The sequence below is a fragment of the Pseudomonas sp. C9-3 genome (assembly GCF_032392015.1).
GTDB lineage: Bacteria > Pseudomonadota > Gammaproteobacteria > Pseudomonadales > Pseudomonadaceae > Pseudomonas > Pseudomonas nitroreducens.
The window spans coordinates 5,427,374-5,441,247 of sequence record NZ_CP135919.1 but is presented as its reverse complement, the minus strand read 5'-3'; the positions used below and the strand labels follow the sequence as shown (position 1 = coordinate 5,441,247).

At 65.3% G+C, this 13,874-nt stretch carries 12 protein-coding genes; 7 read left to right on the top strand and 5 right to left on the bottom strand.

All coding sequences use genetic code 11. The features are described 5' to 3' along the window. Nucleotides 1-24 precede the first annotated feature (24 nt). Nucleotides 25-1,344, top strand: coding sequence for an ATP-binding protein (locus RS899_RS24915; protein WP_054908089.1), 1,320 nt, complete (start codon nucleotides 25-27; stop codon nucleotides 1,342-1,344). Between the two features lie 138 nt (nucleotides 1,345-1,482). Here RS899_RS24915 and RS899_RS24910 read toward each other — a convergent pair whose 3' ends face one another. The 3 genes from RS899_RS24910 to RS899_RS24900 all read right to left on the bottom strand — a co-directional run bounded on the left by RS899_RS24910 (nucleotide 1,483) and on the right by RS899_RS24900 (nucleotide 4,013). Further along, complete coding sequence (locus RS899_RS24910) at nucleotides 1,483-2,412, bottom strand: LD-carboxypeptidase (protein ID WP_315808318.1); 930 nt, start codon at nucleotides 2,410-2,412, stop codon at nucleotides 1,483-1,485. 288 nt (nucleotides 2,413-2,700) lie between these two features. Continuing rightward, a complete protein-coding gene (gene rimK / locus RS899_RS24905; protein ID WP_038803545.1) occupies nucleotides 2,701-3,606 on the bottom strand; it encodes a 30S ribosomal protein S6--L-glutamate ligase in 906 nt (301 codons plus the stop codon). Continuing rightward, the gene (locus tag RS899_RS24900) at nucleotides 3,603-4,013 is read right to left on the bottom strand and encodes an ATP-dependent zinc protease family protein (protein WP_233297592.1); all 411 of its coding nucleotides are present in this window, start codon (nucleotides 4,011-4,013) and stop codon (nucleotides 3,603-3,605) included. Before RS899_RS24900 ends, rimK begins: the two co-directional genes overlap by 4 nt. Before the next feature lie 167 nt (nucleotides 4,014-4,180). On the opposite strand from RS899_RS24900, the gene RS899_RS24895 reads away from it, so the two are divergent. Next, on the top strand, nucleotides 4,181-4,573 hold the full coding sequence (locus RS899_RS24895; protein ID WP_045215645.1) for an RNA-binding S4 domain-containing protein: 393 nt from the start codon (nucleotides 4,181-4,183) through the stop codon (nucleotides 4,571-4,573). Nucleotides 4,574-4,618: 45 nt separating this feature from the next. On the opposite strand, the gene RS899_RS24890 is transcribed toward RS899_RS24895, so the two are convergent. Beyond that, on the bottom strand, nucleotides 4,619-5,419 hold the full coding sequence (locus RS899_RS24890; protein ID WP_233297505.1) for a phosphatase PAP2 family protein: 801 nt from the start codon (nucleotides 5,417-5,419) through the stop codon (nucleotides 4,619-4,621). 118 nt (nucleotides 5,420-5,537) lie between these two features. Between RS899_RS24890 and hslO the strand changes: the two genes are divergently transcribed. From hslO to RS899_RS24865, 5 genes are all read left to right on the top strand, one after another. Next, the gene (hslO, locus tag RS899_RS24885) at nucleotides 5,538-6,431 is read left to right on the top strand and encodes an Hsp33 family molecular chaperone HslO (RefSeq protein ID WP_054908085.1); all 894 of its coding nucleotides are present in this window, start codon (nucleotides 5,538-5,540) and stop codon (nucleotides 6,429-6,431) included. A 168-nt stretch (nucleotides 6,432-6,599) separates the two neighbouring features. After that, entirely contained in the window at nucleotides 6,600-8,141 is a 1,542-nt protein-coding gene (locus RS899_RS24880; protein ID WP_054908084.1) for a phosphoenolpyruvate carboxykinase, read from the top strand. A 244-nt stretch (nucleotides 8,142-8,385) separates the two neighbouring features. Beyond that, the gene (locus RS899_RS24875; protein WP_315808317.1) at nucleotides 8,386-10,311 is read left to right on the top strand and encodes an ATP-dependent DNA helicase RecQ; all 1,926 of its coding nucleotides are present in this window, start codon (nucleotides 8,386-8,388) and stop codon (nucleotides 10,309-10,311) included. A 134-nt stretch (nucleotides 10,312-10,445) separates the two neighbouring features. Next, the gene (locus tag RS899_RS24870; RefSeq protein WP_315808316.1) at nucleotides 10,446-11,945 is read left to right on the top strand and encodes an NAD(P)/FAD-dependent oxidoreductase; all 1,500 of its coding nucleotides are present in this window, start codon (nucleotides 10,446-10,448) and stop codon (nucleotides 11,943-11,945) included. Nucleotides 11,946-12,090: 145 nt separating this feature from the next. Next, on the top strand, nucleotides 12,091-12,693 hold the full coding sequence (locus RS899_RS24865) for a nitroreductase family protein (protein WP_054908081.1): 603 nt from the start codon (nucleotides 12,091-12,093) through the stop codon (nucleotides 12,691-12,693). Nucleotides 12,694-12,920: 227 nt separating this feature from the next. Here RS899_RS24865 and RS899_RS24860 read toward each other — a convergent pair whose 3' ends face one another. Then, the gene (locus RS899_RS24860) at nucleotides 12,921-13,820 is read right to left on the bottom strand and encodes a LysR family transcriptional regulator (protein ID WP_054908080.1); all 900 of its coding nucleotides are present in this window, start codon (nucleotides 13,818-13,820) and stop codon (nucleotides 12,921-12,923) included. Between the last annotated feature and the right edge of the window lie 54 nt (nucleotides 13,821-13,874).

Genomic DNA, 13,874 nt, shown 5'->3' with positions numbered 1-13,874 from the left:
TTCGTGTTCCCTGGTAGTCCGTTCTTGAAAACACCCCTCTGGTTCCCGCAAAGCTTCTTCGCCCGCACGTTGTGGCTGGTGCTCATCGTCGTGCTGTTCTCCAAGGCGCTGACCCTGGTCTACCTGCTGATGAACGAAGACATGCTGGTCGACCGCCAGTACAGCCATGGCGCGGCGCTCACCGTGCGCGCCTACTGGGCGGCCGACGAGAAATCGCGCGAGGCCATCGCCCAGTCCGCCGGGCTGAAGTGGGCGCCCCACGAGCAGGGGCAGCCGGAGGAAGTGCACTGGCCGTACACGGAAATCTTCCAGCGGCAGATGCGCATGGAACTGGGCATCGATACCGAGACGCGCCTGCGTATCCATCATCCGTCGATGCTCTGGGTGCGTGCGCCGACCCTGGGTGACGGCTGGATCGGCGTGCCGCTCTATCCGCACCCGCTGCGTGGCCAGCAGATCTGGAGCGTGCTGGGTTGGTTCCTGGGCATTGGCCTGCTGTCCACGGCTGCCGCCTGGATTTTCGTGCGCCTGCTCAGCCAGCCGCTCAAGCGCCTGGTGTTCGCCTCCCGCGAGTTCGGCAAGGGGCGCAGCGTGCGCCTGCCATTGGGGGCGGAAACGCCCAGCGAGATGGCCGAGGTGTATCGTGCCTTCAACCAGATGGCCGATGACGTCGAGCAGGCGGGAAGAGAGCGTGAGCTGATGCTGGCCGGTGTGTCCCATGATCTGCGCACGCCGCTGACGCGCCTGCGCCTGTCACTGGAGCTGATGCCGGAAAGTGACCGCGAGATGGTCGAGGACATGGTCCGCGACATCGAGGACATGGACGCGATCCTGGATCAGTTCCTCGCCTTCATCCGTGACGGACGCGACGAATCAGTGGAAGAGGGCGACCTCGCCGACCTCATCCGCGAGGTGGCCGATGCCTTCAACCAGACCGGCAACCGCGTGCGGTTGTGCCTGGAGACGCTGCCGCTGTTCCGCTTCCGCCGCGTCTCGATCAAGCGCCTGCTGGGCAACCTGATCGAAAACGGCCTCAACCACGGCGGCGGCAAGGTCGAAGTGGCGGCCCATGTCGCCGGCGGCGGCGGCGCGCCCTATGTGGTGCTCAGCGTGCTGGACCGGGGCGCGGGCGTCGATCCGCAGGAACTGGACAACATCTTCAACCCCTTCTTCCGCGGCGATAAGGCACGCGGCGGCAAGGGCACCGGCCTGGGGCTGGCCATCGTCAAGCGTATCGCCGAACAGCACGGCGGCAGCATCGAGCTGCGCAACCGCGAGGGTGGCGGGGTGGAGGCGCGTGTCTGCCTGCCGCTGGGCCTGCTGCTGCCGCGCGACGCGCATTAAGAGCCTGCTTGCGATCTGCTGCGCGTCGGCATAACGGCGTTGAGGCCAGCCGAGAAGTGCTCGTTGACTGCCGTCAACCCCGCTTTCTCAGCTGTCCTCGCCTTGTTCTGCTCTAGCTCGCGAGATCGTGAACAGACTTTAATCCCAGCGCAGGGACTTTCCTTCCAGCACCGCCCGGCGCCCATAGGGCCAGGCGCGGTTGTGTGCGCCGTGGCCGCTGGGCAGGCCGTGATAGAGCGGGACACCCAGCGTCGCGGCGTACTCGGCGAAGATCTCCTCCAGGCTGTGGGCCACGCCCTTGCGCGGACAATCGGTGAAGGTGCCGAGGCAGATCGCGCCCAGGCGCGCGCCGTTCAGGCTGTTGAGTAGCTGCCAGAGGCTGCGCTCGATGCGGTAGTAGGGCTCGCCGACGTCCTCGAGGATCAGGATCGCGCCGTCCGGCACGTACAGCGCGCCAGCGGTGCCGGCCATGCAGGCCAGTGCGGTGAGGTTGCCGCCGATCAATTCGCCCTCTACGGCGAGTTTCGGCCCGGCGAGGTGCTGAACCGCCAGCTTGCCGGGGCCGCCCGCCAGTACGTGGCTGATCGATGCCAGCGATGCCAGGCGTTCGCGCTGTTCATTGGGGGCGCTCAGCGGCTGCAGGCCGAGCCCGGTGGCGACCATCCCGTGGATCGCCGGCAGGCCCTGGCGGTGGAAGGCGCTGAGCAGGATGGAAATGTCCGAGAAGCCGATCAGCGGACGTGGTGAGGCAGCCTGGATGCGCTGCCAGTCCAGCTGGGGGATGAGTTGTCCACAACCATAGCCGCCGCGCAGGCACCAGACGGCGCTGACGCCATCCAGTTCGAAGGCGGCGTGGAAGTCTTCCAGGCGTTGCTCCGGCGTGCCGGCCAGGTAGCGGTAGCGTGCGTCGGCGTGTTCGCCCAGGTGGTAGTCGATGCCCTGCACCTCCAACTGGCGCAGGGTCGCTTCCAGCACTTCCTCAGCGATGGCGGAGGCCGGCGCGACGAGCGCGACGCGGCCTTCGATGGGCGACCATTTGAGTTCGGCGTGGGGGCGGGAAGCGGGCATGTCTGTCATCCGGTTACTGCAGGAGAGCTTGTAGGAGCGAGCTTGCTCGCGAAGGGTTCCGTGGGGCAATGAAGCTTGGAGCTGGAGCTGGAGCTGGAGCTTCGGGGGCTCGGTGCTTCATGCTGATTTGGCTGCCGTGCGACCCCTCACCCCATGTTGTGCTGATGAGCTTCATGGGATCTTGTCCCTGGCATCCCTGTCGTGACTATGTGCTTCTCTGGGCCCCCTGCCAGGCCATCCTTGTCCTGGCGTTCGCCGGCGCAACACAGGCGTCGCGAAAGCCCCGGCTCACCCCTTGCCCTTGGTCCGCGCCAGATGCGGCCCGCCATTCTTCTCCAGGTACTCGATGATGACCCCGGCGATGTCCTTGCCGGTGGTGGTCTCGATGCCCTCCAGGCCCGGCGAGGAGTTCACCTCCATCACCAGCGGCCCATGGTTGGAGCGCAGGATGTCGACGCCAGCCACGTGCAGGCCCATCACCTTGGCGGCGCGGATGGCGGTCATGCGTTCTTCCGGGGTGATCTTGATCAGGCTGGCGCTGCCGCCGCGGTGCAGATTTGAGCGGAACTCGCCGGCCGCCGCCTGGCGCTTCATCGAGGCGATCACCTTGTCGCCCACCACGAAGCAGCGGATGTCGGCGCCGCCGGCTTCCTTGATGTATTCCTGCACCATGATGTTGTGCTTGAGCCCCATGAAGGCCTCCAGCACGGATTCGGCGGCCTTTTCCGTCTCGCAGAGCACCACACCGATGCCCTGGGTGCCTTCCAGCAGCTTGATTACCAGCGGTGCGCCGCCGACCATCTCGATCAGGTCCGGCACGTCATCGGGGGAATGGGCGAAGCCGGTCACCGGCAGGCCGATGCCCTTGCGCGAGAGCAACTGCAGCGAACGCAGCTTGTCGCGGGAGCGGGCGATGGCCACCGATTCGTTGAGCGGGAATACCCCCATCATCTCGAACTGGCGCAGCACCGCGCAGCCGTAGAAGGTCACCGAGGCGCCGATGCGCGGGATCACCGCGTCGAAACCTTCCAGCGGCTTGCCGCGGTAGTGGATCTGCGGCTTGTGGCTGGCGATGTTCATGTAGGCGCGGAGGGTGTCGATCACCACCATCTCGTGGCCGCGTTGCTGCCCGGCCTCCACCAGCCGACGGGTGGAATACAGGCGCGGATTGCGCGACAGCACAGCAATTTTCATTGATCACCTGGAAGGGCGGCGGGAACCATGATGAGGGGTTTGTCTTGTACGTAGGTGAGGCCGGGGTTGACCACGAGCTGGCCGTGGACCAGCGCCTTGGAGCCTAGCAGCACGCGGTAGCGCATGGTCTTGCGGCAGGCCAGGGTGAACTCCACCGACCAGGCGCGATCACCGAGGGCCAGCAATGTGCGGATCACGTAGCGGGTCTGGGCCTGGCCGTTGGAGCTCTTGATGGTCTTCATCGTCACCACCGGTGCTTCGCAGCGGTGGCGGCGCTGCACCTGGGTGCCCAGGTGGGCGATGAAGCGTACCCAGTCCTGGCCGCCACGCTGGAACGGCACGATGTCGCTGGCATGCAGGGTGGAAGTGCTGGCGCCGGTGTCGATCTTCGCGCGCAGGCCGACCATGCCCAGTTCGGGCAGGGCGATCCATTCGCGCAGACCAATTACCGACAGCTGGTCGAAAGTCTTCAAGGCAGGCGTCCCCGGCGTTTGCCGGCATTCTAGTCAGGCCGGTTGTGCCCCGCCAGCGGGGTGCGCGGTACACTCGCAGGCCCACATGACGAGGTTGTGACGTGAGCGAGAAAGACGACGACAAGGTCCGCCTGGACAAGTGGCTGTGGGCGGCGCGCTTCTACAAGACCCGCTCCCTGGCCAAGGAGGCCATCGACGGTGGCAAGGTGCATTGCCGGGGCGAGCGCTGCAAGCCGGGCAAGGAGCCCAAGGTTGGCGAGGAATACGTGATCCGCACCGGCTTCGACGAGCGCACCGTCGTGGTGAAGGCGCTGTCGATGGTGCGTCGTGGCGCGCCTGAGGCGCAGTTGCTCTACGAGGAGACCGCCGACAGCGTGAAGCGCCGCGAGGATGCCTCGGCGATGCGCAAGGCTGGCGCACTGGGCGTGCAGACCGACGGGCGGCCGACCAAGAAGCAGCGCCGCCAGTTGTTCAGCTTCCGCGATCAGGAGTGAGCAGCCGGCGAGGGCCGCAGGCGCCTCGCCGGGATCATCCGCTCGTCAGGCGGTGACGACGCTCAGGCGGTTGAGCAGCGGGATTTTCGCCGCCAGGCGGAACAACGGGTCGGTCCAGCGCACCAGCGCGGCGCTGCCCACCGCGGCGAAGGGCGTGAAGCAGCCCCAGGCCAGGGCCACCAGGGCCATCTGCACGCCGCCAATGTAGTCGTCCTGGCCCCAATGGGCACCGGCTACCAGGCGCGGCAGCATGAACAGCAGCGCGAGGCTCCAGACCACCACCCATTGCAGCGCGGTGCGGGCGAACAGGGTGAGGAACAGCGCCCAGATCAGCAGCACCGAGGCGTGGTCGCCAGGGAAACTGCGGGCCGACTCGTCCTTCACCTCGAAGGGCGTGTCCTCCCACTGCGGGAAGAAGTGCTCCAGGCGCACGGCATCCGGCGCAATGCTGGAAATGCTCGCGTGCTGCCAGCCCAGCTTGTGGGCGATCTTGGCGTAGAGGATGCGCACCACCACCAGCACCAGCGCTGCACATAGAAAGCCGAAGGTCGCCGCGCGGACTTGGGTCGCCTTGAAGATCCAGTCGCCACGGATCATCAGCAGCAGCAGGATTATCCCGACCAGCAGGTCGAACGGCCGGGTGCTGGCCACGGCCCAGGTCAGACGCCAGGCTTCGTTGGTCGCCAGCGGCTGGTTGAGCAGGCTGAACAGGCTGAAGTCGAACAGATCCATCGCCGACCGGGAGGGCTCCCAGAGCCACAGCAGGAGCAGGGCGAGGGCCATCAGGTGGCAGGCGATGAAGGGCTTCCAGGACCAGGTGGCTTGGAACGGCGTGGTTTTGTCCATAAAATCGATTCCCCCTTCTGACAACGGTTCCGGGTTGCCGGATACGACAAAGCGCGCTTTATAGGCCTTTGCCATCAACTTGTCATTTATTTGTGCCTATCGCAGCGTTGTGCCCAGCATGTCTCAGATCGATCAAAGTCAGCGTTTCCTGTTTGACAACACCGATGTTCGCGGTGAGCTGGTGGAGCTCGACCGCAGTTATGCCGAAGTGCTGGCCAAGCACCCCTATCCGCAGCCGGTCGCCCAGTTGCTGGGAGAAATGCTAGCCGCGGCCGCGCTACTTTGCGGCACCCTCAAGTTCGACGGCCTGCTGGTGCTGCAGGCGCGCTCCAGTGGCGCTGTTCCGCTGCTGATGGTGGAGTGTTCCAGTGCTCGCGAAGTGCGTGGCCTAGCCCGCTACGACGCCGAGGCCATCGGCGATACCGCCGGCCTCGCCGAGCTGATGCCCCATGGCGTGCTGACGCTCACCGTCGATCCGAAGAACGGCAAGCGCTACCAGGGCATCGTGCCGCTGGAGGGCGCGACCCTGGCCGACTGCCTGTCGACCTACTTCGCCACCTCCGAGCAGTTGCCGACCCGCTTCTGGCTCAACGCCGACAGCCGCCGCGCCCGTGGCCTGCTGCTGCAGCAGTTGCCGGCGGACCGCCAGCTCGACACTGAGTCGCGCGAAGCCAGCTGGCAGCACGTCACCACCCTGGCCGACACCCTCACCGCCGAGGAGCTGCTGGGCCTGGACAACCCCACCGTGCTGCATCGCCTGTACCACGAAGACGACGTGCGCCTGTTCGAGGCGCAGCCGCTGGTGTTCCGCTGCAGCTGCTCTCGGGAACGCTCGGCCAATGCGCTGGTCAGTCTTGGGCAGGAAGACGCCGAGCGTCTGCTGGCCGAAGAGGATGGCGAAATCGTCATCGACTGTCAGTTCTGCAACCAGCGCTACCGTTTCGATGGCTCCGACGTTGCCCAGCTGTTCTCGGGTGGCGGAAGCCAGACGCCGTCAGAAACTCGCCATTGACCGCTTCGATTTGTCCGATAGACGAACCAATGGCGCTATCGCCGGATCAGAGGCTGCACGAGAACAGTTCTTTTCTGGCATAATCCCGCGACTTTTTTCCGCGGTAGTGGGAATCAGAAGTCACTACGCAATGTTTGGAGGACTCGGCTTCGGCCGACGGGGACCCACATGACGCAAGCCAACAAAGCCGTTTACACCGATATCAGCGTTGCCCAACTGGTTGAAGAAGCCATTCGCCGCGGCGAAGGCGAACTCGCCGACAACGGCTCGCTGGTCGTGAAAACCGGCCACCGCACCGGCCGCTCGCCTGCCGACCGTTTCATCGTCGAAGAGCCGGGCAGCAAGGATTCCATCGCATGGGGCGCCATCAACCGTCCGTTCCCGGCCGACAAGTTCGATGCCCTGTGGGACCGTGTCCAGGCGTTCAATAACGCCCAGGAACACTTCGTCTCCCACGTTCATGTAGGTTCCGCCGCGGATCACTACCTGGCCGTCAAGATGACCACCGCCACTGCCTGGCAGAACCTGTTCGGCCGCGCGCTGTTCATCGAGCCCGAGCAGTACAACCCGGCCGGCCGCGAAGAATGGCAGGTGCTCAACGTCGCCAACTTCGAGTGCGTGCCCGAGCGTGACGGCACCAACTCCGATGGCTGCGTGATCCTCAACTTCGCGCAGAAGAAAGTGCTGATCGCCGGCATGCGCTACGCCGGTGAAATGAAGAAGGCCATGTTCGGCGTGCAGAACTACCTGCTGCCGGAAAAAGACGTGCTGCCGATGCACTGCGCCGCCAACATCGGTGAAGCCGGCGACGTGACCCTGTTCTTCGGCCTGTCCGGCACCGGCAAGACCACCCTGTCCGCCGACGAAAGCCGCTACCTGATCGGCGACGACGAGCACGGTTGGGGCGAAGGCGTTGTCTTCAACATCGAAGGCGGCTGCTACGCCAAGTGCATCGACCTGTCCGAGAAGAACGAGCCGGTCATCTGGAAAGCCATCAAGTTCGGCGCGGTGCTGGAAAACGTCGTCCTCGACGAAAACCGCACCCCGAACTACGCCGATGACAGCCTGACCCAGAACTCCCGCGCGGCCTACCCGCTGGAAAACGTCGAGAAGCGTTCCGAAAAGAACCTCGGCGGCGAGCCCAATGCCGTGATCTTCCTGACCTGCGACCTGACCGGCGTTCTGCCGCCAGTGTCGATCCTGAACAACGAGCAGGCGGCCTATCACTTCCTGTCCGGCTACACCGCGCTGGTGGGTTCCACCGAAATGGGTTCGGGCGGCGGCATCAAGTCGACCTTCTCCACCTGCTTCGGCGCACCCTTCTTCCCGCGCCCGGCCGGTGTTTACGCCGAACTGCTGATCAAGCGCATCCAGGCCTTCGGTTCCAAGGTCTACCTGGTCAACACCGGCTGGACCGGCGGTGGCTACGGCGTCGGCAAGCGCTTCAACATCCCGACTACCCGTGGCGTGATCGCTGCCATCCAGAGCGGCGCTCTGATCGGTGCCGAGACCGAGCACTTGGACATCATCAACCTGGACGTACCGAAAGTCGTTCCGGGCGTCGAGACCAACCTGCTCAACCCGCGCAACACCTGGGAAGACAAGGCTGCCTACGACGAAGCCGCCAAGGGCCTGGCCAGCAAGTTCATCGAGAACTTCAAGAAGTTCGACGTGAGCGACGCCATCAAGAACGCCGGCCCGCAGCTGTAAGCGAGCCCGTTCTGGAAAGGGCCGCCTTCGGGCGGCTTTTTCATTGGTGCCTGGGAACGGTCCTGCTCCGAGGTGCTCTTCATAGGAGCGAGCTTGTGACCCACAGGGATGTGGGGAATGCCGTCAGCCGTAGGGAACGGATTCGGCCTCGCGAACCGGAGTTGGGCTTTTCGCGAGCAAGCTCGCTCCTACAATCCATGTCCCTAGCATGGGTTTCGCATGATAGGTAATGGAGTACTCCCTAATGCACGACACCCTCGAACGCGTCTTCGGTTTCCGCCAGTTCCGCCCCGGTCAGGAGGCGGCGGTCAGTGCTGTGCTGGCCGGGCGTTCGGCTGCCGCGATCTTCCCCACCGGCTCGGGCAAGTCGCTGTGCTACCAGTTGCCGGCGCTGCTGCTGCCGCACCTGACACTGGTGGTCTCGCCGCTGCTGGCGCTGATGCAGGACCAGCTCGCCTTCCTCGCCCGCCACGGCATCGCCGCCGCGAGCATCGATTCGGCGCAGAGCCGCGAGCAGACTGCGCAGACCATGGCCCGCGCGCGTAGCGGCGAGCTGAAGGTGCTGATGATTTCGGTCGAGCGCCTGAAGAACGAGCGCTTCCGCCACTTCATCAGTGAGGTGCCGATTTCCCTGCTGGTGGTGGACGAGGCGCACTGCATCTCGGAGTGGGGCCACAACTTCCGCCCCGATTACCTGAAGCTGCCGGACTACCAGAAGCAGTTCCGCATTCCCCAGGTGCTGCTGCTCACTGCCACGGCGACGCCCGCGGTGATCGCCGACATGCGCAGCAAGTTCGCCATCGCCGAGAGCGACGTGGTCACAACCGGCTTCTACCGCGCAAACCTGGAATTGCAGGTGGAGCCGATCTCCAGCGCCGCTCGCCGTGCCCGGCTGGTGGAATGGTTGCGCGAGCGTCCGGGCAAGCCGGCCATCGTCTACGTCACCCAGCAAAAGACCGCCGAGGAGATCGCCGCGCATCTGGCCGAGCGCGGTATTCCCGCATGTGCCTACCACGCCGGGATGGAACACCCGGAGCGCGAGGGCATCCAGCGCCGCTTCATGGAAGGCCGGCTGAACTGCATCGTTGCCACCATCGCCTTTGGCATGGGCATCGACAAGAGTGACATCCGCCAGGTGGTGCACTACGACCTGCCCAAGTCGCTGGAGAACTACAGCCAGGAAATCGGCCGCGCCGGGCGCGACGGTCAGCGCTCGGAATGCCTGGTGCTGGCCAACCGCGACAGCCTCAACGTGCTGGAGAACTTCGTCTACGGTGACACACCCGAGCGTGAGGGCATCCGCAACGTTCTGGAGGACATCCGCCAGGCGCCGAATGGTCAGTGGGAAACCATGCTGGTGCCGCTGTCGGACCAGTCGAACATCCGCCAGCTGCCACTCAAGACGCTGCTGGTGCAGCTGGAGCTGCGCGGCATCATCGCGCCACGCTTCGCCTATTTCGCCGAATATCGCTACAAGCTGCTGATCGATTCCTCCGCACTGCTGAGCCACTTTGAGGGCGAGCGGCGGCAGTTCGTCGAAGCCATCCTCACCACTTCGGCCCGCGCGCGAACCTGGGCGACCCTGGATTTCGACACGCTCTACAGCCGCCATGGCGCCGAGCGCTCACGGGTGGTGAAGGCGCTGGATTACTTCCAGGAGCGCGGCTGGGTGGAGCTGGAGAGCAAGCAGATGACCGAGGTGTGCTCGGTGCGCGACGCCTCCTTCGTTGTGGATAAGTTGAGCGAGGAGCTGCACGGTTACTTCAAGCGCCACGAGGAAAGCGAGATCGCCCGCATCGGCGCCATGCTCGATCTGCTGGGCAGCTCGGACTGCCTGAGCTGGCGCCTCGCCCAGTACTTCGGCGACCAGCAGGCGCCGCGCCAGTGTGGTCACTGTTCGGTGTGCGCCGGCCATGTCGCCCGCCTGCCTGAGCCGCCCCCACTGCCAGCTCTGGATGGCCAGTCGCTGCACAGCCGATGCGACGCCTTCCTGGAGAAGTACCGCAGTGCCCGAGGCACCGCGCCCAGCGCCGACTGCATCACGCGCTTCCTCTGTGGCATCAGCGTGCCGGCCTTCACCCGCATGCGCGCGCGTGGATTGCCGGGCTACGCCACGCTGGAAGACTACCCCTACGCCCAGGTGCGCGACTGGGTACAGGCGCAGCTCTGAACGGCTGAATTCGGCGGCGCCACGCACGACTAAAGGTCGGCGTGATGCCGCCCGGGCTGCTTGTAGGGTGAGGGGAGGAAATTCCTCCTAGACTCACCAGGCACTGCCTGCCTAACGGCCGAGGAGCCCCAAGCATGTCCGTCGAGCACCTGGATGTACTGATCATCGGCGCCGGCCTGTCCGGCATTGGCGCCGCCTGTCACCTGCAGAAGCAATGCCCCGGCAAGTCCTACGCCATCCTCGAAGGCCGCGAGGCCATGGGTGGCACCTGGGACCTGTTTCGCTACCCGGGCATTCGCTCCGACTCGGACATGTACACCCTGGGGTACAACTTCAAGCCCTGGACCGATCCCAAGGCCATCGCCGACGGCCCGTCGATCCTCAACTACATCCGCGAAACCGCCCGCGAGTACCGCGTCGAGGACAAGGTGCGCTACCGCCATCGCGTGCTCAAGGCCGACTGGGACAGCAACACCGCGCGCTGGAACCTCAGCGTGCAGCGCGGCGATGAAGTGGAGCCCGTGCGCATGAGTGCGCAATTCCTCTTCATGTGCACCGGCTACTACCGCTACGACGCCGGCTACACCCCGGACTTCCCGGGCCGAGAAAGCTTTGGCGGGCAGGTCATCCACCCGCAACTGTGGCCGGAGAATTTCGACTACAGCGGCAAGCGCATCGTGGTGATCGGCAGCGGTGCCACCGCCGTCACGCTGATCCCCTCGCTGACCGACAAGGCCGCCCACGTCACCATGCTGCAGCGCTCGCCGTCCTACGTGATCACCCTGCCGGCGAAGGACCCGATCTCCAACTTCCTGCGCAATTTCCTGCCGGAGAAATGGGTGTATCGCCAGGCGCGGGCGCGCAACGTGACCATGCAGATGATCTTCTTCATGGCCTCCAAAATGTTCCCCGGCGCGGTGCGCAAGTTGATGCTCAAGCTGGCCAACCTGCAGCTGGGCAAGGACTTCGACATGCGCCACTTCAGCCCGCGCTACAAGCCGTGGGACGAGCGCGTGTGCTGTGTGCCGGACGGCGACCTGTTCAAAGCGCTGCGCCAGGGCCGCGCCTCCGTGGTCACCGACCATATCGAGCGCTTCAGCGAGAAGGGCATCGTGCTGAAGTCCGGGCAGGTGCTGGAGGCGGACGTCATCGTCACCGCCACCGGGCTGGACCTGGTGATGTTCGGTGGTGCCGAACTGGCCATCGACGGCAAGCCCTTCGAGGTCACCCAGAGCATGGGCTACCGCGGCATCATGCTGCGCGACCTGCCCAACCTCGCCGCCATCGTCGGCTACACCAATGCGAGCTGGACGCTCAAGGCCGACCTGTCCAGCGAGTACTTCTGCCGCCTGATCAACCATCTGGACGCCATCGGCATGCGCCAGTGCACGCCGCGCCAGACCGATGGGTCGGTGAAGGAAGAACCCTTCCTCAACCTCAACTCCGGCTATATCCAGCGTGCCGCCGACCGCATGCCCAAGCAGGGCGACCGCACGCCGTGGAAGCTCTACCAGAACTACGCGCTGGACCTGGCCCTGCTGCGTTTCGGCAAGGTCGAAGACGGCTATCTGACCTTCACCTCGCCCAAGCAGCGCCAAACCACGGCTGCGCCGGTGGAAGCGCTGGAGAGCTGACCCTCGCGTCGGAGCCCGCCGGTCCTGGCGGGCCTCGTTCTATCGAGGCATCGGATAGACATTATCGATATGCCGCTCTGCAACGCGGCCGCCTCTCGGCTTACCATGCGCGCCATTCCCGCCCATGCCAGCCAGAGGATTTTCCATGCTGATCGAAGACGCCATCCGCAGCCGCCGTTCCATCCGCGGTTTCGACACTTCCTACGTGATGAGCCGTGAAGAGAAGGACGACCTGCTGCAACAGGCGCTGCTCGCGCCCACTTCCTTCAACCTGCAGCACGTGCGCCTGGTGGAAGTCAGTGACCCGCAACTGCGCGCGCAGATCCGCGCGGCGGGCTGGGACCAGGTGCAGATGACCGAGGCTTCGATGCTGGTGATCGTCTGTGCGCAGGTCGATAGCTGGGAGCAGAACGCCGAGCGCGTGTGGGACGGCGCCCCGGTCGAAGTGAAGAACTACATGGTCGGCGCCATCGACGGCTACTACAGAGGCAAACCGCAGACCCAGCGCGACGAAGCCATGCGCAGCTGCGGCCTGGTGGCCCAGACCCTGATGCTCGCGGCCCGTGGCCGTGGCCTCGACAGCGTGCCCATGGTCGGTTTCGACTTCGACGCCGTGGGCAAGCTGATCAACCTGCCGGCCAGCCATGCCATCGGCCTGATGATCGCCGTCGGTAAACAGGCGGTGGAAGCCAAGCCGCGCATCGGTCGCCTGCCGCTGGAAGAGACGATCGTTCGCGATCGCTTCTGATCCCCACAAAACGCGCCTCCGGGCGCGTTTCTGCTTTCTTCTGCACACCGCCCGCCTCCGAGCCTGTGTCTTCCCTCACCCTAACCCTCTCCCAGAGGGAGAGGGGACTGGAGCGTGCCGGCTGTGACCGTGCCATCAGCCGGTGCGGACAGCTCCCTCTCCCTCTGGGAGAGGGCGGGGGTGAGGGTAGCCCCCGAGCGCAAGGTTCACATTTGCGTGCCCCGCCCTCAATCCGGCGCCGCCTCGATGATCCGCTCGACCAACCACTGCAACGCCGCATCCCGCTCGCGCTGGGCGAGGTACACCAGCTCCAGGTGGAACTGCCCCACATCGAACGGCAGCTCCAGCACCTGCAACGGCAGCAGTTCCGCGAAATAGGTGGCGAGCCGCGTTGGCAGCACCGTCAGCAGATCGGTGCTGGCCACCAGATGCGCCGCCTGCAGGTAGTTGGGCGTGGTGTAGGCGATCTCCCGCTTGAGTCCCTGGCTGGCCAGCCACTGGTCGACCATGCCCTTGGTCTGCCCGCCGGAAACCCACAGGTGCCGCTGACCGAGGAAGGTCTGCAGATCGATCCCGCCATTCACCTGCGGATGCCCGCGCCGGGCCAGCAGGCGCAGTGTTTCACTCGCCCACGGCCGACGCTGGAAGCGCGCCGGCAACTCTTCGAAGCGCCCCAGCACCAGATCAAGATTGCCCTTGTCCAGCGCCTCCGCCGGTAGCGTCGGTGTCAGGTGCTGGATGCTCAGGCCCATGCCCGGCGCCGCGCTGCCCAGACTTTCGAGCAGGTGCGGCATGCACAGCGCTTCCACATAGTCGGTCAACGCCATCGTGAAGCGCTGGCGGCTGCGCGCGGGGTCGAAGGTGTCGCCGCCGGCCAGGCTCTGGCCGATGCGCTGCAGCGCATCGCGGATCGGCGCTTCCAGCTCCAGCGCCCGGGGCGTCGGCTGCATCGCCCGGCCGACACGCACCAGCAGCGGATCATCGAGCAGCTCGCGCAGGCGGTTCAGCGCGTTGCTCACCGCGGGCTGGCTCAGTGACAGGCGCTCAGCCGCGCGCGAGACGTTGCGCTCGCGCAGCAGCGCGTCCAGCACCCGCAGCAGGTTGAGGTCGAACGTATTCATATTCATCGGCTGAATGCCACTTATCACAACTCAAAATTTCAAAAATAGTACCGCCTTCCC